Genomic DNA, 329 nt, shown 5'->3' with positions numbered 1-329 from the left:
AAGCCATGAGATTGGTCGATTTCTCTGTAACATTTATGCTTTCATTACTTTTTACCATCGCCGTAAAAAGTAACCAAAAAGGGCTAGGCTTATTTTTATGTCTTTGAAAACTACAAAAGCGATTCCTCCACGCAAAGCAAACCGTTTCACTAGTGCTTTGCTCCTTTATCCTTTCTTCACCACTTTTTTGTTTTCTAACCTCCATAAAAAGTAGGCCGTTTTCTTTGTATCGAGAAGCTTGCAATTCCGTGCAAGCGATAGCGCGATACGGAATCTGTTTAGGTGGTGTACTCAGCTTGAATACGTTATGTCACTTCGAGCCTGCTTGC

The 329-nt window shown here is 40.4% G+C and carries 1 protein-coding gene; it reads right to left on the bottom strand.

What is annotated here, in order from left to right:
* The coding region (locus tag PGOND44_RS15985; RefSeq protein WP_003447905.1) for a hypothetical protein at window positions 1-205 on the bottom strand (205 nt) is incomplete at its 3' end.
* Between the last annotated feature and the right edge of the window lie 124 nt (window positions 206-329).

Source organism: Psychroflexus gondwanensis ACAM 44, assembly GCF_000355905.1.
Taxonomy (GTDB): Bacteria; Bacteroidota; Bacteroidia; order Flavobacteriales; family Flavobacteriaceae; genus Psychroflexus; species Psychroflexus gondwanensis.
The sequence above is the reverse complement of the archived record's forward strand: the minus strand, read 5'-3'. Positions and strand labels throughout refer to the sequence as shown.